The 18,323-nt window shown below is 48.8% G+C and carries 15 protein-coding genes; 12 read left to right on the top strand and 3 right to left on the bottom strand.

Annotated features, from left to right (window positions below; all coding sequences use genetic code 11):
* Window positions 1-100: 100 nt before the first annotated feature.
* Complete coding sequence (gene htpG, locus H8B13_RS17530; protein WP_187312115.1) at window positions 101-1,933, top strand: molecular chaperone HtpG; 1,833 nt, start codon at window positions 101-103, stop codon at window positions 1,931-1,933.
* Between the two features lie 184 nt (window positions 1,934-2,117).
* Window positions 2,118-3,065: a toxin-antitoxin system YwqK family antitoxin gene (locus H8B13_RS17525; RefSeq protein ID WP_187312114.1), complete on the top strand. Its 948-nt coding sequence runs from the start codon at window positions 2,118-2,120 to the stop codon at window positions 3,063-3,065.
* 40 nt (window positions 3,066-3,105) lie between these two features.
* Here the strand turns inward: H8B13_RS17525 and H8B13_RS17520 are convergent, their stop codons facing one another.
* On the bottom strand, window positions 3,106-3,465 hold the full coding sequence (locus H8B13_RS17520; protein ID WP_187312113.1) for a YraN family protein: 360 nt from the start codon (window positions 3,463-3,465) through the stop codon (window positions 3,106-3,108).
* 70 nt (window positions 3,466-3,535) lie between these two features.
* On the opposite strand from H8B13_RS17520, the gene lipB reads away from it, so the two are divergent.
* From lipB to gldN, 10 genes are all read left to right on the top strand, one after another.
* Window positions 3,536-4,315, top strand: a complete 780-nt coding sequence (gene lipB / locus H8B13_RS17515; protein WP_187312112.1) for a lipoyl(octanoyl) transferase LipB — start codon at window positions 3,536-3,538, stop codon at window positions 4,313-4,315.
* Window positions 4,316-4,322: 7 nt separating this feature from the next.
* Window positions 4,323-4,739 carry a hypothetical protein gene (locus H8B13_RS17510; protein ID WP_187312111.1) on the top strand — a complete coding sequence of 139 codons (417 nt, stop codon included), beginning with the start codon at window positions 4,323-4,325 and terminating at the stop codon, window positions 4,737-4,739.
* A 49-nt stretch (window positions 4,740-4,788) separates the two neighbouring features.
* Entirely contained in the window at window positions 4,789-5,871 is a 1,083-nt protein-coding gene (locus H8B13_RS17505; protein WP_261990436.1) for an MraY family glycosyltransferase, read from the top strand.
* Window positions 5,872-5,935: 64 nt separating this feature from the next.
* Complete coding sequence (locus H8B13_RS17500) at window positions 5,936-7,072, top strand: DUF4271 domain-containing protein (RefSeq protein ID WP_187312110.1); 1,137 nt, start codon at window positions 5,936-5,938, stop codon at window positions 7,070-7,072.
* A 77-nt stretch (window positions 7,073-7,149) separates the two neighbouring features.
* Window positions 7,150-7,980 carry a uroporphyrinogen-III synthase gene (locus H8B13_RS17495; RefSeq protein WP_187312109.1) on the top strand — a complete coding sequence of 277 codons (831 nt, stop codon included), beginning with the start codon at window positions 7,150-7,152 and terminating at the stop codon, window positions 7,978-7,980.
* A 140-nt stretch (window positions 7,981-8,120) separates the two neighbouring features.
* Complete coding sequence (locus H8B13_RS17490) at window positions 8,121-9,113, top strand: PorP/SprF family type IX secretion system membrane protein (RefSeq protein ID WP_187312108.1); 993 nt, start codon at window positions 8,121-8,123, stop codon at window positions 9,111-9,113.
* A 225-nt stretch (window positions 9,114-9,338) separates the two neighbouring features.
* A complete protein-coding gene (locus H8B13_RS17485) occupies window positions 9,339-10,358 on the top strand; it encodes an SUMF1/EgtB/PvdO family nonheme iron enzyme (protein WP_133274290.1) in 1,020 nt (339 codons plus the stop codon).
* Window positions 10,359-10,437: 79 nt separating this feature from the next.
* Window positions 10,438-11,244, top strand: a complete 807-nt coding sequence (gene gldL / locus H8B13_RS17480; protein ID WP_223284744.1) for a gliding motility protein GldL — start codon at window positions 10,438-10,440, stop codon at window positions 11,242-11,244.
* 61 nt (window positions 11,245-11,305) lie between these two features.
* Window positions 11,306-12,889 (top strand): gliding motility protein GldM, encoded by a 1,584-nt coding sequence (gene gldM, locus H8B13_RS17475; protein WP_187312107.1) that lies wholly within the window; start codon window positions 11,306-11,308, stop codon window positions 12,887-12,889.
* Window positions 12,890-12,935: 46 nt separating this feature from the next.
* On the top strand, window positions 12,936-13,826 hold the full coding sequence (gldN, locus tag H8B13_RS17470) for a gliding motility protein GldN (protein ID WP_187312106.1): 891 nt from the start codon (window positions 12,936-12,938) through the stop codon (window positions 13,824-13,826).
* 97 nt (window positions 13,827-13,923) lie between these two features.
* Here gldN and uvrC read toward each other — a convergent pair whose 3' ends face one another.
* Together uvrC and H8B13_RS17460 are read right to left on the bottom strand one after the other, a co-directional pair.
* The gene (gene uvrC / locus H8B13_RS17465; RefSeq protein WP_187312105.1) at window positions 13,924-15,735 is read right to left on the bottom strand and encodes an excinuclease ABC subunit UvrC; all 1,812 of its coding nucleotides are present in this window, start codon (window positions 15,733-15,735) and stop codon (window positions 13,924-13,926) included.
* 179 nt (window positions 15,736-15,914) lie between these two features.
* Complete coding sequence (locus H8B13_RS17460) at window positions 15,915-18,248, bottom strand: penicillin-binding protein 1A (RefSeq protein WP_187312104.1); 2,334 nt, start codon at window positions 18,246-18,248, stop codon at window positions 15,915-15,917.
* Window positions 18,249-18,323: the final 75 nt, after the last annotated feature.

Raw genomic sequence — 18,323 nt, 5'->3', positions numbered from 1 at the left:
CGTGGAACAGGTTTTGAAAACCGCTGAATCAAGAAAGCAGGCTAGCCGTAGCCTGCAATTCTGTCCACTTTTCATTTCACGAATCCATTTTTAAGGCGCTATGCAAGAGACAGGTAGTATCTCGATTCACACGGAGAACATCTTTCCCATTATCAAGAAGTTTCTCTACTCCGACCACGAGATCTTTTTACGCGAATTGGTGTCCAACGCCGTTGACGCTACTCAGAAGCTGAAAAGCTTGGCGCAGCTAGGCGAGTTCAAAGGCGAGCTGGGCGAGTTGAAAGTGCGCGTAACCCTAGACAAAGAGGCGCGCAAAATCACCATCTCAGACCGTGGTCTGGGCATGACTGGCGAGGAAATCAAAAAGTACATCAACCAGATTGCTTTTTCCGGCGCCACCGAGTTTGTAGAAAAGTACAAAGAGAAAGATGCCGCCACCAAAGACCAGATTATCGGTCAGTTTGGCTTGGGCTTCTACTCCGCTTTCATGGTAGCCGATCAGGTTGAGATTTTCTCTCAGTCGTATAAAGAGGGCACGGAAGGCGCGCATTGGACCTGCGACGGTAGCACGGAGTTTACGCTCGAAACCACCGAGAAAGCCGAGCGCGGCACCGACGTAGTGCTGCACGTAGCCGCCGATTCCGACGAGTTTTTGGAAGAAGCCCGCCTGCGTACCATCCTCACCAAGTATTGCAAGTTCCTGCCCATTGAGATTGAGTTCGAAGGCACGGTAATCAACCAGACCCAGCCCATCTGGACCAAGCAGCCTGCCGAGCTGACCGACGAAGACTACACCAAGTTCTACCAGGAGCTGTATCCTTTTTCGGAGGCGCCGCTGTTCTGGATTCACCTCAACGTAGACTATCCCTTCAACCTGACGGGTATTCTTTACTTCCCGAAGGTGAAGGACGAGCTGCAATTCCAGCGCAACAAGATTCAGCTGTACTCGCGGCAGGTGTTTATTACCGATGAGGTAAAAGACGTGGTGCCCGAGTTCCTGATGCTGCTCCACGGCGTAATCGACTCGCCGGATATTCCGTTGAACGTGTCGCGCAGCTTCCTGCAGGCCGACGCTGCGGTGCGGAAAATTAATACGTACATCACCAAGAAGGTAGCTGACAAGCTGGGTGAGCTTTTCCGGAAAGACCGCGCTGGCTACGAGCAAAAGTGGTCGGATATCGGTCTGTTTGTAAAGTACGGCATGCTGTCGGATGAGAAGTTTTATGAGAAGGCTAAGGATTTTGTGCTGGTGCAGAACGTGGGGGGCAAATTTTTCACCCTCAACGAGTACCAGGAGTCGGTGCAGGCCAACCAGAAGGACAAGAACGACCAGCTCGTGATTCTGTACACCACCGACGCCGAAGCCCAACACGGCTACGTGGTGGCCGCCCAAGACCGGGGCTACGATGTGTTACAGTTGGAAGCTGTGCTCGACTCTCATTTCATTGGTCAGCTAGAGCAGAAACTCGAAAAAACCACGTTTAAGCGCGTGGATGCTGATACAATCGGTAAGCTCATTGAGAAAGATGAAACAACCGAAAGTGTGCTTAGCGACGATGATAAAACCCGTTTGCAGGAGCTGTTCGCCAAAGCCATCAGCAATGAGCAGATGCATGTGCAGGTAGACGCTTTGTCGCCGCAGGAAGCCCCCGTAATCATTACAATGCCTGAGTTTATGCGCCGCATGAAGGATATGCAGCGCACGGGTGGCGGAGGCGGAATGGCTATGTTTGGCTCGTTGCCAGATAGCTATACCGTGAGCGTGAATGCCAACCACGCCATTACGCAGCGGGTATTGCAGGCCGACGAAGAGGCGGGCCGTAAGCTGGCGCGCCAAGCCTTTGATCTGGCTTTGCTATCGCAGAACATGCTGAAAGGTGAAGCACTAACTGCCTTTGTGAAGCGTAGCACTGACTTACTTGCTACCGAGTAGTACTAAATAGTACACATAGTTTTAAGTAGTACAAAACCCGCTGACTCTGTAGTCAACGGGTTTTGTTTTTAGTGAGACTCAATATTCTAATTTTCTTTCAGGCAGCTTTGAGGGGCAAATTTAAGCCGGGCACCAAATCAGGTTATCTTTACGTTCGAGGCTTTGAATATTGCCTGTTTCACCGATGCGCTCTTTTCGCTTTTCACTTGTTCTGCTGGTTTTGCTTGGGTTGGCTACCAGTGCCTGTACTCGCAAAACGGTTTCGTTTAACAGCAAAGCCGATGATCCGGCCCTAAGTGCCCTGTCTGATTCGCTCGTTCAGACTAGCGACACGACTGGTGGCAAGATCACGCGGAAGGTAATACTTACCAAAGAAGAGGCACGTGCTGCCCGTGCGAAGGAAAAGGCTGCTGAGCGCAAGCCAAAAAAGAAGAAGAATATCTTCCTCGGGGAGCCGATTAAGAAAGCCTACGTGAAGTCGGGAGGGAAGGGGCGCAACCAGATTACGGAGCAATTTTATTACATGCGCACTCCCAAACCCACCGATCCGTATGTACCCACGCGCTATTATTTTGATGCGCGCAAAGGCCGGATTGTGCAGGACAGAGCTGGCGTAGACCCCGGCGACAATAAAGTGCTGCATGGGCCATACAAGAAAATGCAGGGCGGCAAAATAGTGGAAACGGGCTACTTCGCCGTAGGAGCCAAGCACTTGCGATGGGAGCGTTTCAATCGGGAAGGTATTCTGCTAAGCAAGATTCACTACGAAAAGGGCTTCCCGCGCGACGCTGAAATCACGTATTACGATGCGGAGCGTACTAAAATCAAGGAGATAATTCCATATAACAACGGAAAGCTGGAGGGCGAATACGCTCGTTTTCTGGAGAATGGTCAGAAGGACTGGGATGGCCAGTTTGAGAACGGCAAGAAAGTAGGGGAGTGGGCAAAGTATTGGGGCTTCCGCAACCGTCGGCACTATGAGTATCAGTACGGCGAAACGGGCTACGACCCGGAGGTGAAGGAACCAGTCCTTTATAAGGAATACAACCGCAACGGGGTGCTGGTGTACGAGAAAGATAAGCTTGACAAGCGCGATGCCGTTACGGATCGACCGGGGTCGAGGCGGAATTGAGCGGCTCGGTTTACGGACACACTATACTATATAGTGCAGATCAATAAAAAGCATCCTCGAAGTGCTCGATGCGAAAGCCGTCGGCAAGCTGAGTGAGCGCCAGAATATCGAAACGGATGTCGCCACGCCATTCTACTTCCTCCTGATACTGGTCAGCAGCCAAGCGAAAAAGCTGGCGCTTGCGTTCCGTCACAAATTCTTCGGGATGGCCGTAGCGGCTGGATGAGCGTGCCTTTACTTCCACAAAAACTAGGAGCACGTCATCCCGCTGCACAATAAGATCTACCTCCGCGCGCCGGTGGCGGTAGTTGCGGCAAGCTACGGTGTAGCCTTCGTTTAGGAAAAAATCGGCGGCGGCCGCTTCGCCGGCGTGGCCGAGCAGGTGGCCGGAGCCGGGCATGGCAAGAGGATTGCGGGTTGGGTTTGGCGCTTAATATAGTACCTTTGTGCCTTTATTTGCGCGTTTACTAATGAATACGAATCCTGTTGCTACAACGACGGCTGAGCTTTTACCTGCTGCACCTACTGGGGGGCAAAATCGGCGCGTTATTGTAGAACGGCTTGGGCTGGCTGAGTATGCCTCTGCTTGGGCTTATCAGGAGCAATTGCTGGCGGCTACTGTAGCCATCAAAACGCAGAATCGGCAGGCCGCGGAAGCGAATTTGCCCCCCACACCAACGTCTAACTACCTGCTGCTTTGTCAGCACCCTCACGTGTACACGTTGGGTAAAAGTGGTAAAGTTGAAAACCTGTTGTTGAGCGAGTCGGAACTGGCAATGCATGGGGCAACGTTTCACCGCATCAATCGGGGCGGCGACATCACCTATCATGGCCCCGGCCAGCTGGTGGGTTACCCCATTCTCGACCTCGACAACTTCTTCACTGATATCCACCGTTACCTACGCGTATTGGAGGAGGCCATTATCCGTACGCTGGCTGACTATGGGCTAACCGCCGGCCGCATTGCGGGCCTGACGGGAGTATGGCTGGACTACGAAGAAAATGCCCCCCTGCCGCGCAAAATCTGCGCAATGGGAGTGAAGTGCAGCCGTTGGGTAACCATGCATGGCTTCGCGCTTAACGTAAATACCGACCTCACGTATTTCGGCCATATTGTGCCCTGCGGTATCACCGACAAAGCTGTTACCTCTTTACAGCAGGAACTCGGCTATGCAGTGCCGATCAGCGAGGTGGAAAATCGTTTGCTTCCTCACCTAGCCGCTTTGCTGGAGGCTGAGCTACTTGTTTGATTAGCGCATGAAAGAAGATATTATTTTTGATCCTGTTGAAGGCGTTTCCATAGCTATCGTTCCCGACGACGAAGCGGCTACGGAGGAAGGCAAGCCTGGTTGGCAAGTGTATCTGCTCAACCATAACGACTATCCATTGAGCAACGTCATCATTAGCTCCAATGGTTATGGCACTTTGGAGGACGGTGAAAAGGTGCGGACTTCAACCCTGCGGCATGTATTCGCGGAAGTAGAGCCTCGTAGCGCTGTGCCCGTCGAACCTATTGATCCTGACTTATTTCACCTTAATAATCAGTACTGGGTAAGCTACTATCGTGGTCCGCAGATCTTTGATAAGAAGTTCATCTTTGTGCCCGATTCTATTGTGACAGCCAACCTGATTCCTATTGCTCTGCTCGGCCGCGAAGGCGTGCTGCACGGGTAAAAGTTAACGCGCAGATGAGCAGGAGCGTATCCTGTTGTTTGCTTCATCTTTGAGCCGATACGTGATGAATGCCATTGGAATTACGCTGGGGTTGTCGTTTTTGTGGTCCTTTTTAGTGGCGCTGTTTGCGGTGCCTTCTATCATTTACATTGCCCACCTCAAGAACATGCTCGATACGCCCAACGTGCGTACCGTGCATGAGTCGCTCACGCCACGCTTGGGAGGCGTATCGGTATTTGCGGGGTTTATGTCGGCTCTCACCATCTTTGCTGACCTCAACAATGGCGTCCAACAGTTGCTGGCCGGCTGTATCGTCTTGTTCTTCGTGGGGCTGAAAGACGATTTAGTGACCATCTCAGTCACTAAAAAGTTTGTGGGCCAACTTCTCGCTACCGGCATTGTGATGGTGATGGCCGATGTGCGCATCACTAGCTTTCAGGGTATTCTGGGCGTCCATGAGTTGCCGGTTGGCATCAGTTATGCCTTCACTTTCTTAGTCATAGTAGGTATCACTAATGCCATCAATCTTATAGATGGGCTGGATGGCTTGGCCGGTACCATAGTTAGTATTATCGTCACCACGTTTGGTTATTTTTTCTATCGGTACGGCGGCTCAGAATTTGGCAATTATGTGTATGTGTCGGTGTGCGTGCTGGGGGGCATTTTGGGCTTCCTACGGTATAACTTTCATCGAGCTACCATTTTTATGGGCGATACGGGTTCGCTAGTATGTGGCTTTATTGTGTCTATTCTCACAATTCAATTTATTGAGATGGGCGCCCAACTGGGCCAGCCATTCGGTGCTTCAGCTCCATCAGTGGCCGTCGGAATCCTGTTCGTGCCCCTGTTTGATACGCTCCGGGTTTTCCTGATCCGAATGATGGCTGGTCGGTCGCCATTCTCGCCTGATAAAAACCATGTGCACCATCGCATTCTGGCTATGGGTTTCCAGCAAATCAGTACAGTGATGTTGTTGGGTTTATTGAATCTGGTGGTTATCTTATTTGTGATCAACTTCGCTGAGCTGGGCAACACGATTCTTATTGTCGCATTGATAGCCTTCTCAGTGCTATTAAGCGTGTTTCTGGGCGTATATCGTAGCCGCACGGCACAGCAGCGAGTAGCTTCCTAAACCAGTGACAGTCAGAAGTACATATGGAGGTAGAAGTGGCAGCTGGGGGGCATTTCTGCAGCTGGTGTTACTATTATTATCTCTGAGTGCTACTGCAGCCGAATATAAGCCGTTGCCACCCGCACCCCGCACCGGCCTTTCTTACGATTGGCTTATTTATGACGCCCCCCATAATCAGTTAATTCTTTACCTCCCAGATTACCATGCGCCAGCTAAAGCCTACTATCAATGGGTAACTATCCGGCCTGGTCAGAAACTGCCCATTACCTTCACTGCGCGTAAAGACTTAAGTATTTTTCTGGATAATAGGTTGGTATTCACTGCCGCTACACCAGCCTCCTATTCCCTTGACTTAGAGAAGCTTTTGCCCCCCAGTACACCCGCTAGTATGCATCTGCTGTGTATCTGGCATCCTACCGTTTCTCCCGATTTTTCCTCCTTCACCAACGCCCCTGTTCTGCCGATAGTCGCAAAGGGCAAGGTAGACCCAGTACCTTATCAGGCCCAGCTTCGAGTGCGAGGTCACCAAGGGCAAAATGTGTTTCTGTGCTTTTTATTGCTGATTGGGCTGCTGTATGGCGGCATCAAAGCTGCATACCAACCCGGATTTGCCCGCATCTACCAGTTTGACAGGCTTCTTGGCAAATCAAATAGTGATGAGGCGTTTCTGACCAAGCCTACTATCACCTGGCTTAATCTGCTGCTGGTATTTGTGTTCTCTCTTTCCTTTGCCTTACTGCTGGTTGCCATCCACACCAATATTCAGAGCATCGTAATTCTGCGGCGCCTGTTCGATGTACCGGAGTCGGCTATTGTTGTTCGGGTCCTGCTTTATGCTGCTTTAATAGCCGCGTTTGTACTGGGAAAATACTTGTTTTTAGAGTTGATGGGCTACATCTTCGATGTCACCCCACTGGTGATGGTGCAGTACCGGGAGTTTGTGCGCACCATTCTGTTTATGGGCTTGTTTCTACCCATCGTAATGCTCTTTTATCTGGCTCTTAATCAAACCCTACCCGAAACAGTATTGTGGATATCCAACGGGGTGGTTTCCTTGATGTTGGTCGGGACAATGCTGCGGGTCACGCGTACTCTGCATAGTAGAACATCCCTCCTAAATTTGCATTTGTTTTCGTACCTTTGCGCCACCGAAGTAATACCCCTTACCATATTACTTAAGTTGATCGTTTTTACGTACTGATATAATTAGACGCGGGCTACATTGCCTCGTTTTGCACACTTCTTATCGCTCCAAAACTACCCATTCACCCACCCTCTATGGCCGAGAGCAAAGACAAACCGGGGACGGGCCGACACGCCAAGCGTATCTCCAGCATACTTGTCACCCAGCCGAAACCAACAGGCGACGTATCACCCTACTTCGCAATCGCTGATAAGTACGGCATCAAGGTCGATTTCCGGGAATTCATTCAGGTGGAGCCTGTCTCTTACAAGGATTTTCGCAAGGATAAGATCAATATTGCAGAGTATACGGCAGTCATCTTTACGAGCCGTAACGCAGTAGATCATTTCTTTCGTATCTGTCAAGAAGCGAAGCTGGAAATGCCTGCAGAAATGAAGTATTTCTGCATTTCGGAGCAAACTGCTAATTACCTGCAGAAATATATTGTACTGCGCAAGCGTAAGCTTTTTGTGGGTCAGCGTACTGCCGCTGATCTGTTTGATGTTATCAAAAAGCATAAAAGCGAGAAGTTCTTATATCCCTGCTCTGATATCCGTAAGGATGATCTTCCAGAGTTTATGCGGGCTAATAACTTCAAGTTTACAGAGGCAGTGATCTATCGCACTGTGGCCAGTGACCTTTCGGATCTGACGGATGTAAAGTACGATTGTATTGCTTTCTTCAGTCCTTCCGGAATCAGCTCTCTATTCGTTAATTTCCCTGACTTCGAGCAAAATGGCACCCGCATTGCCGCCTTTGGCCCTACTACAGCCAAGGCCGTAATCGATGCGGGCTTGGAGTTGGATATTGAGGCTCCGCACCCCAATGCTCCTTCCATGACAGGTGCCATTGAGCAATATATTCGTTATCATTACGGACCTGACGCAGGGAAAGAGAAGAATAAGGCTGATAAGCAAAACGCTTAAAATCATATATCAGAGGCATTTTCACGAGCTAAACCCTATAGTTAGCTCATTTGATGCGCAGACTTTTTTCCATAGATTTGGAATCAGTTACGTAGGGTATTATGTCCTACTAAAAATCTGTGCTAAAATTGGGTGCCTATATGAAGAGATCTATACTAGGTGCTATGGTTATGCTTTTAGCAGCCACTGGCACTGTCGTTGCCCAACAGCAGCCGCAATTCAGTCATTATGGGTTTAATGGCATGTTTTTAAACCCTGCCTACGCAGGTATTAAGGGCCAGGGAGAAATATTAACTATAGTAAGGGAGCAATACTTTAATTATGGCGGAACATTCGATCCAGGCGGTAACGATCGGACGTTTTTATTATCTGTTTCTACCCCTGTTCGTATTTTGGGGGGCGGTGTAGGCGTAAATATTTATCGCAATACTATAGGAGAAGCCAGCGTTACGACCGCAGCACTGTCTTATTCAAAACACTTTAAGATTGGGGACGGCTTATTAGGTATCGGGGCTCAGGGAATATTTAATAATTTAGGCAAGGGAACATACCGGGCAAATGATGCTGACGATCCGAGTGTGCCATTTGAAAGCTCTGATAGTAAAATTGACGCGGGCGCAGGCGTATGGTATGAGGCTCCTAAATTTTATGTAGGCCTAAGTGTAAATAACTTGTTGAGGTCTCGCTACCAGTTTCAGACAGAAGGCAGCCAGCGAACAGCATCGTATATTGGAGAGAATCATGCTTACTTAACAGCGGGATACAATATAGAAGTTAGTTCTTCCGTTTTTGTAACACCCACTGTCATTGGTAAATTGGTTTTGCCAGGGGAGTTTGGTGACGATGATAAATTTACTTTCGACAACAACTCTTTTGAGGTAGGTGCACGGGCGACTTTGCAGGAAAAATACTGGGCAGGTGTAGGGTATCGTTATGGAGAGTCATTCACTGGTCAACTAGGCATGAGTTTTGCAGAAACCAACTCGTTTCGCGTTGGTTATGCGTTTGACCTAGTTGCATTTAATCAAGATGCAAGGGCATTTAGTTCACACGAAATAATGCTTTCATATCGCTTACCTAAAATGGGCCCTGCTACCCGCCCTGCAATCCGTACCCCTCGATATAGCTTTTGATAGCTTATAAATTTTATTTGTATTTAAAGTGATAAAGCAACTTTTTATAATAGTTGGCCATTCTGGCGCTATTTTTATGATATGAATAGGAGCTTTATTAGATATTTAAACGTTGCCTTCAGCTCGGGCACGAACCTTGCTAATAGTCACAGCAGTTGCTAAGTTTGCCAATTGTAAAATTGTAATCTTTTGGTATCGCCGCCCAATAGTCTTTTTAAACTTCACATGAATAAGTTTCTCAAATTGCCTCTTGTCGCTTTTTCGGCGCTTTTAATGGGAGGCTGTGGTTTTGGCAAAGGACCGCAGGGCGACCTGGTTGGAGCGGAGGACCGTCCAGATTTTAATCCGCAGGAAGTCCCCTTCGGTATGGTTCCTTGCCCTGGTGGTACTTTCCATATGGGCCAAACGGATCAGGATATATCAGCTTCTATGGTCAACATGAATAAGCAGGTGACAATAGCCGGCTTTTACATGGACGAGACTGAAATCACTAATAATGAGTATCGCCAATTTATGAATGCCATTCGGCAGGATTCAATTGACGTGTTGGGTGAGGAGTACGTGATGACGGAGCTTTACCCAGATACTACCGTATGGGTACGTGACTTCACTTATCATATGGGTGATCCACTAATGGAGTATTATTATACCCATCCTGCTTTTGATGATTATCCAGTAGTTGGTGTAGACTGGTTCGCAGCCAAGTACTTCTGCAACTGGCGTACTAAGCATAAGAATGCAGCCAACGAGGAAGCGGGCTCGGCTCCAACTCCTAACTTCCGTTTGCCTTCAGAAGCTGAATGGGAATACGCCGCTCGTGGCGGGCGCGATTTAGCTACATATCCATGGGGTGGCCCTTATTTGCGTAACTCAAAGGGCTGTATGCTTGCCAACTTTAAGCCAGGCCGTGGCGACTATGCCAGTGATGGTTATGCTTACACTTCAGCTGTAGGAAGCTTCTTCCCCAACGACTTCGGTTTGTATGATATGTCAGGCAACGTAGCTGAATGGTGTGATGACGCCTACATGGAAGCTTCTGTACCTGTAGTTTGGGATATGAACCCAACTAACCCTGATGACAACGAACCTCGCAAAGTGGTACGTGGCGGTTCATGGAAAGACATTGCTTATTTCCTTGAGACAGGAACGCGCAACTTTGAATACCAAGATTCAGCTCGTTCCTACATCGGATTCCGCACTGCCATGATTCAAATTGGTATGGGAACTAACCGCCAGTTAAACTAGAGCAGTAAGCGCTATCTCATTTTACATTTTCATACATTCTTCATCCTTTCCAACCAACTTTTTTCAATTCTTATTTAAAATGGCAGCAAAAGGCGGTAATTTCTTCTTTGATGTGGTCATGCCCAAGATTTATGGCATCGGGGCAGCGGTCGTAATCATTGGAGCATTGTTTAAAATTCTGCACTGGAAAGGTGCTGATGTAATGCTGATGGTTGGTCTGGGTACAGAGGCCTTGATTTTCTTTCTTAGCGCTTTCCAACCAACATCTAAGGAGCCTGATTGGGGCCTCGTATATCCTCAATTAGCTGAAGGTTACGACCCTTCTACTGGTGATCCTAGCTTCTCTACTAATAACAACAGCACAGGTCTGACCCGTAAGCTGGACGATATGTTGAAGGATGCTAACGTAACTCCTGCGGCTATATCTTCTTTAGGCGAAGGCTTGAACCGTTTGAGTAATACTACACAGCAATTGTCTTCGCTAGGCGAGGCTACAAATGTGACGGAGGAGTACACTACAAAAGTCCGTACTGCTACTCAGTCGCTTGAGCGCATCACTGCTTCTTATGCAAATACAGCCGAAGCTATGGCTGCTATGTCAGACGCTACCTCTGATGCAAAAGAATATCACTTACAAGTGCAGAACGTAACCAAGAACTTGGGCGCTCTGAATGCAGTCTATGAAATGGAGCTTCAGGATGCTAATACGCACCTCAAGTCTATGAACAAGTTCTATGGCACATTGAGCCAGGCTATGGAGAACCTCACCGAGGCTGGTAAGGAAACCGAGCAGTTCAAGCAAGAGGTGACTAGCCTTACTACCAATCTTCATTCCCTCAACCGCGTCTACGGCAACATGCTGAACGCGATGCGTGCTACCAGCTAGTATTTACACTACGATAGCCAAAAAGGGTTCTGTCCACATAGTTATAGATTAGCAACATACAATGGCGGGAGCAAAAGAGACTCCACGGCAGAAGATGATAGGCATGATGTACTTGGTACTGACTGCTCTTCTGGCCCTACAAGTCAACTCAGCAATTTTGCTGAAGTTTAAATTTCTGGATGATAGCTTGCTGGGTGTCAATGAAAAGACTTCCACCGCTAATGCCAATACAGTAAAAGGTATTGCTGCAACTGTTCAAAAGAACCAGAACCAAGCGCGTGACCTAGCTGTACTAAAGCAAAGCGAAGAAGTACGCCAGCAGACGGCCAAAATGGTGGCGTATCTGCGCGACGTTCGCGACAAGCTCGTTACGTCTACCGATAATACCAAAGGAAAGAACGAGTATAAGAACATGAGTGCCGAAGACAAGGTAGCTATCACAATGCTAGGTGGCAATCGTAACGGCGCGGCTTACCCTATGAAGGATGAGTTGAATAAATACTCAGCTTATATCAAGCAGTATGTTCCTAACGCTGGGCCACTGGCTCTCGACGCTAAAGAGGATCCAATGGTTATCGATCCGGAGCAGAAAAATAAGAATTTTGCTGAACTGAACTTCGAAAATACGCCGTTGGTAGCTGCTTTGGCAGTACTATCACAGAAAGAAACGGAAGTGTTGAAGCTGGAAGCTGATGCATTGAGCGCTCTCGGAGCAAAAGTCGGTGCCCAGACCATCGTTTTTGATAAGGTTGGCGCATTCGCTAGTGCGGAGTCGAATACAGTAGCTGCTGGTACCAAGTACAGAGCTGAGTTGTTCCTGACTGCTTCTGCTAGCACGTTGCGCCCCACTATGACCATGAATGGCACTCCAATTCCAGTAGGTCCAGACGGAAAGGGTAAAGTTGAATTCACGGCTACTCCTGGCGGATTTGATGCTGCTGGTAACGCTAAGAAGCAGTGGATTGGCACGGTACGTTTCAAGCAGAATGGCCGCGACACCACTTTCAAAGTGCCCGTTTCTTATACAGTAACCAAGCCTGTAATGCAGATTCAATCTGCTTCAGTACAAGCTCTGTACTTCAAGTGCGGTAACAAGCTCAATGTACAGGTGCCTGCTTTGGGTGCTCAGTATAAGCCTAGCTTCTCAGCTTCAGGTGCACAAGCAATTCCTGGTTCTAAAACTGGTGATATCACACTGGTACCAAACGCTAAGCAGGTAACCCTTAATGTAAGCAGCAACGGTAACGCTATCGGTTCGCAAACCTTTGAGGTCCGCCCGATTCCAAAGCCAGATATCAAGTGCATCGTAGGTGGTCGTGAGGCCAATGAAAAGCAAGGAACGCCTATCACTGCAGTGCGCAACATGAGCCTGAAGGCAATTCCAGATGCTGGTTTCCAGACTTTCCTGCCTGAGGATGCTCGCTATCGGGTAACGCAGTACGAGATTACCTTGGTTCGTGGCAAGCGTCCAGCTATGCCTGCTCGTACCATCAACGGCCCAGATGCTAACCTGAATGATGTTGTAAACTCGGCTCGTGAAGGCGACCGTCTTTACATCGAAGTGAAGGAAGTTCGCCGTTTGAACTTCCAAAATCAGCAGGAAGAAGTGAAGGTGTCGAAGCAGTTCAACATCCCGCTCGTCTAGTTGCTCTTTCCTGAACTAACCGTCGCTTTTAATTGCTTATCACGGTATGAATAAATTCCTTTCATTCGCTGCTCTGGCCGCCGGCCTAACACTGTCATTGACAGCTTCGGGTCAGGAGCAATCCACTACTGCGAGCAGCAATGGCTCGCACCGGCCTATCCCGAACTCGGACATCATGTTCAGCAAGACGATAACCCGGGCTGTTGATTTGCGTGAAAAGCAAAATAAGCCGATGTTTTCTGAAGGCAAGGAAATCAGCAAGGTTATCCTTGAAGCAGTAAAGCGCGGTGAAATTCAGGCTTATCGTAATGACTCGCTGACCAGCACATATACTCCAGCTGAAGTAACGGCTAACATGTCGTTTGCTGAATCGGCCAACGAGCTTAGCGACGAAGAAAAGGCAGCTGGTTTCACTGAGGCAGATGCTGGTGCAAATGATGATGGTTGGGGTGCTCCTGCAGCTAGACCAGCGGCTGGAAGCAGTGCTCCTGCTACGGCTGGTGCACCTGCCAGCTACGAGTATCGTTATAAGGATTTGTATCAGATGGAGTTGAAGGAAGATATGATCTTCGACAAGAAACGGTCGCGGATGTATCATGACATCAAAACCATCACTTTGTTGGTGCCATCTACCCTTAGCTCAAATACCTCAGGTATTGAAAAGGAGATCGGTACGTTCAAGTACAGTGATCTGGTGAAGATGTTCCGTAACAATCCTGATAAAGCTATCTGGTTTAATCCACAGAACGACGCTCAACACAAGAACCTGGCGGATGCATTCGAGCTATGGTTGTTTAACTCTTATATCGTTCAGGTTTCTAATCCAAGTGATTCTCGTCTGGATGAAATCTACGGTAGTCAACAGCAAGGCATTCTCGCCTCGCAACAAGCTGCTGCTGACTTGATTGAGTACGAATACAACTTATGGAGCTTCTAAGCTTGAGTTAACAATAAAAAAGCCCCCCAGCTACGTAGCTGGGGGGCTTTTTTATTGTTACTGATTCTATAACTGTTTTGAGTAAATACCTACTGATTTACTCCGCTCCTTGCTCCTGTTGCTCAAAATAAGCGAGTAAGACACGCGCTTTCGCTTTGCCTATTTCAGCGACTAGCTCAGCTTCGCTCATTTCACGAATTTTCTTGACTGATTTAAACTTGCTCAATAGCTTTTCGGCCGTAGCAGGGCCAAGACCTTTCACCTCCGTCAATTCCGTTTTGAGCGTTGCCGCATCCCGACGGTTACGGTGAAAGGTAATACCGAAGCGGTGCACCTCGTCACGCATACGCTGAAACAGGCGCAACGACTCGCTTTTCTTATCGATGTAAAGCGGTAGAGGGTCATTCGGGACATAAATTTCCTCCAAACGCTTAGCGATGCCTATAACTGGGATCTGACCCCAAAGATTAAGGTCCTTTAAGGCCTTCACGGCCATGCTAAGCTGGCCTTTGCCACCATCCACAATAACTAATTGAGGTAGAGAAGCGCCCTCATCCACGAGCCGGCGATAGCGGCGTGTCACGACTTCGTACATGGAGTCGAAGTCGTTGGGCCCTATGACAGTTTTGATGTGGTAATGTCGGTAGTCTTTCTTGCTAGGCTTGGCATTGCGGAAGCAGACCATTGCTGCCACCGGGTTGTCGCCCTGAAAGTTTGAGTTGTCAAAGCACTCAATGTGCTTGGGAAGCTCTGTTAGCCGCAAATCCTTCTTTATCGTTTCCATAATACGAACCTCATTCAGGTCCTTGGAGCGATCATTCATACTCTCCTTTTCCTTGCGCAGATAAAGCACGTTCTTGATGCTCAGCTCCAGAAGCTTGCGCTTGTCACCGATTTGCGGGGTCGAAACAAGGACTCCAGGGAGAGGCAAGGGAGGCAAGGCAACATTAGTGAGAATCTCCTTCGATTCACTCTCAAACTCCTCCCGCATCTGCATGATCAGGGGTGGCAAAATTTCCTCGTCGGTCTCGTCCAGCTTCTTCTGCACTTCCAGCGACTGCGTCAGGATGATAGAGCCATTCATCACCTTTAGATAGTTGATAAACGAACTCTTCTCGTTAGACGCAATCGAGAATACATCGATATTCGAGAGCGAAGCATTGACGACAGTCGATTTTGCCTGGAAGTCGTCTAGGCGGTCCAGCTTTTTCTTGAGAGTATGTGCTAATTCGTATTGCTGCTCCTGCGCGGCGGCCATCATGCGCTCCCTGAAATAAGCCTTGGGAACGGTAAGATTACCACTTAACATGCTGCGTATCTGCTGAATGTATTGGTTGTAGGTTTCTTCATCCTGCAAGCCTTCACAGGGCCCTTTGCAGTTGCCCAGATGATACTCCAGACAAACTTTAAACCTGCCGGCCGCTACGTTGTCAGGGGTAAGATTATAGGTGCAGGTACGTAGCGGATATAACGCACGGATCAACTCCAGTATCACGTTCATAGCCGTTAAGTTGGCGTATGGACCATAATAGCGCGAGCCATCGTTGATCTTCTTACGAGTCGGAATCAGGCGCGGAAACCGCTCATTCGTCAAGCATAAGTAAGGATACGTCTTGCCATCTTTCAGCAGGATATTATACTTAGGCTGATGCTGTTTAATAAGGTTGTTTTCAAGCAAAAAGGCATCGGATTCACTGTCTACTATGGTAAATTCGATGCGCTTTATATTCTTGACCAGCTGTTGGGTTTTCTTATTATGATCCTGCTTGGTGAAGTAGCTGCTTACGCGCTTACGCAGGTCTACAGCCTTGCCAACGTAGATAATACCTTCATCATCAAAGTATTTGTATACACCCGGACGATGGGGTAGCTGACGGATTTGCTCTTGTAGATGGGCTTTGGCGGCCATATGCTGGTAATTAGGCGCAGAATGAAGATTCTGATAGAGGTACGCAAATAAAGAACGCGAAGGTGTACAGAGGAATTTCCTAAACCCACAAAGAAGGCATAAAAACAAAATCGTGGCTGGTAAGGCATACCAGCCACGATTTTGTTTTTATTAAAAGCCGATTAGCTAAGTAGGCTTGCTTAAATCTCCTGTCCATTAAGGATATCAAGATCAGTCTGGTTGAGCTTCTGATCCACTGGAATGGTGTCACGTTGGCCACCGTAGTAACGGCTACAGTCAATCTCAATACTCAATGGTTGCGCGGGTTTTGGGAAGGGAGCCTTGCTTACATCAAGACCCTTATCGCCATATACTTTGCGCATGAATAAGCCGTAAATAGGCAGCGCAGCACGAGCGCCCTGCCCGTTGGAGCCATTACGAAAGTGAATGCTGCGGTCTTCGCCGCCCACCCACATGCCACACACTAAGTCAGGAGTGATGCCCATAAACCAAGCATCAGAATAGTTAGAGGTAGTGCCAGTTTTACCCCCCATCTCATACGGAAACTTGAAACCCGTCTTGAGAATGGTAGATGTGCCGCCGCGCTCTGTAGTAGAGGCTTGCAGCATATGCGTCATCAGGTAAGCGGTTTCTTCACTCAAGGCCTCACGGGTCTGGGGGACAAATTCGCGCAGCACGTTGCCATTTTTGTCTTCGATCCGCGTCACCATCATGGGCGAAGTCCACACCCCTTTGTTTACGAAGGTGCTGTAAGCGCCACACAACTCATAGATGCTCACGTCGCTGGAGCCAAAGCCGACAGCCGGTACGGCCTCAATGGGAGAGGTGATACCTAATCGCTTAGCGTAAGCAACAATAGTTTCCGGCCCCAGCTTCTGCACCAGAAAGGCGGTAATCGAGTTCATCGAACGGGCCAAAGCTTGCCGGATGGTAAAGGTGCGGCCCGAATAGCCACCTTCAAAGTTGCGAGGAGTGTAAGCCGCCCGACCAGCTTCCGCTGGGAAGGTAATAGCCAAATCCTGTACCTGATAGCAAGGTGAATAGCCTTGGTCGATGGCCGCCGTATATACAATCGGCTTGAACGTGGAGCCGGGTTGCCGTGTACCTTGCTTTACGTGGTCGTATTTAAAATACTTAAAGTTGGTGCCACCTACCCATGCTTTTATCTGCCCATTTAATGGGTTCATGGCCATAAAGCCAGCTTGCAGGTAGCGCTTGTAGTACGCCAAAGAGTCTAATGGCGACATCGTCATTTCCTTCTCGCCCTGCCACGTGAACACCATCATCTTGTACTTCTTATTCAGATAGTAGTTGATAGAGTCCTTGTTGCCTTCAAAGCGGGTATTGAGCGACTTGTAGCGTTCTGTGCGTTTGATGGCTGTTTGCAGGAAGTTCGGAATTAGGCGACCGGTTTCATCACGCCATGGTTGCTGACCCTTCCAATGCTGCGTAAACAGCTTTTGCTGCTGCTTCATATGCTCAGCTACCGCTGATTCCGCATACTTCTGCATCCGCGAGTCGATGGTAGTATAGATCTTCAAGCCGTCGGCGTAGAGGTCGTGGTCGGTTTCGCGGCTCCATTGTAGAAGCGCTTTGCTCACCTCCCGACGGAAGTATGGGGCAATGCCCTTGTTAGCATTTTCTACATTATAAGTCAGCGCGATAGTCTTAGCCGCCGCCGCTTCATATGATGCTTGATCAATGTAGCCGTACTTACGCATCTGGCTCAGTACCCAGTTGCGCCGGGTTTTTGCCCGTTCTGGGTGCTCTACCGGACTAAAGTAAGAAGGCGCGTTAAGTACCCCTACCAGTAGGGCTGACTCCTCCAGCGTGAGGTTTTTGGGCTGCTTATTAAAAAAGGTTTTAGCTGCTACGTTAATACCAAACGCATTCGATCCGTACTCGTTGATATTCAAGTACATCGTCATGATTTCGCGCTTGGTATAGTTGCGCTCCAGTCGAATGGCCATTATCCATTCCTTGGTCTTGATGATGAGCATGCGCAGGCCTGGCACATGGCTCAGTGTACCGTCATTAAGATCGGCGCGGGTACGGAACAGCACCTTGGCAACCTGCTGCGTAAGTGTACTGGAACCCCGCCGAATGCGCCCCGATACATAATAATACGGAACGGCAAACAGACCTTTCAGGTCAATACCAGAGTGGCTCTCGAAGCGGACGTCTTCAGTGGCGATCAGGCCGTCAATCAAGTTTTGGGGCAGTTCCTCGTAGCCCACCGGCGTGCGGTTTTCGCGGAAATACTTGCCCATTAGCACTCCATCGGCTGAGTAGATCTCCGAGGCGAGTTCGCTCTTGGGGTTTTCCAGCGTCTTGAGGTTGGGCATGCGCCCAAACAGGTTCATAAAGTTGACACTCACGGCCAACACATACACGATGAAGCCAATTAGCCCGAAGCTAAACAGCATCCATAGCGTGCGCGTGATGCCCGTGAAGCGCCCTGACCGTTGGGGCTTACGTGGCTGAACTTTAGTTTTGGTGGCAGGAATAGCCATTCTTTAGGGAAATTATAAGCTAGGAACGCGAAATCAGGAAAGGTATTGAGTGCTGCGGTGGCCTTATATAAGCTG

It is taken from the genome of Hymenobacter sp. BT188 (assembly GCF_014333585.1).
In the GTDB taxonomy this organism is placed as follows: domain Bacteria; phylum Bacteroidota; class Bacteroidia; order Cytophagales; family Hymenobacteraceae; genus Hymenobacter.
The sequence above is the reverse complement of the archived record's forward strand: the minus strand, read 5'-3'. Positions and strand labels throughout refer to the sequence as shown.